Source organism: Micrococcus sp. HMSC31B01, from assembly GCF_001816085.1.
Lineage (GTDB): Bacteria > Actinomycetota > Actinomycetes > Actinomycetales > Micrococcaceae > Micrococcus > Micrococcus luteus.
The window spans coordinates 1-566 of record NZ_KV825079.1; the positions used below are offsets into that span (position 1 = coordinate 1).

1 protein-coding gene is annotated in these 566 nt (G+C 63.1%); it reads right to left on the bottom strand.

All coding sequences use genetic code 11. The features are described from left to right. Window positions 1-14: 14 nt before the first annotated feature. Window positions 15-335: a MerR family transcriptional regulator gene (locus HMPREF3105_RS05235; RefSeq protein WP_081339293.1), complete on the bottom strand. Its 321-nt coding sequence runs from the start codon at window positions 333-335 to the stop codon at window positions 15-17. Window positions 336-566 lie beyond the last annotated feature (231 nt).

Here is a 566-nt window from a genome sequence, read left to right on the forward strand (position 1 = left end):
CCCTCGAAGCATTATCAGACACGCCCTAGGGCCAGGTAGTGCTGGAGATCGGCGATGGGCATTCCTGCCGTGCGCATGCGGGTGATGAAGACCAGGCGGCGGATGGCCGGCGAGTCATAGCGGCGGTGCCCGGCATCGTCTCGGGGGACGCTCACCATGCCGATGCGTCCGTAGTAGCGCAGCGTGTGGGCGGTGACGTTGAGGTGAGTGGCGGCCTCCGAGATGTCCCACCAGGTCGTCGGATCATCCCGAACGAGATCTTCCAATGCTTCCAGCGAGACGCCACCGGGAGGGTCCGTAGCCAGGCGCAGGGCTTGCTCCAGCTCTGGGTTCATGTCCGCGACGCTAGGGCTTCGCGTGCGCTCGAACGCAACACGTGCCCGGGTAGCACATCTAGGACCCAGGCTCTTGCCCGTGCTAGAGTCTCAAGCATCATGATCAGCCCGTTGCCGCAAGGCGCGGGCTGATTTTCTTTGTGTGGGAGAGACGCGTGGAGTACACGAAGAAGTGGTTGCCTCTCGAGGCGCAGGTAGAGCGGCTAGTTGTAGGAGGGCATGACGTTGTTG

Bases quoted from the DNA above. Each gene is read 5' to 3' on its own strand.
- HMPREF3105_RS05235 (WP_081339293.1), bottom strand. From the start codon at position 335: ATGAACCCAGAGCTGGAGCAAGCCCTGCGCCTGGCTACGGACCCTCCC.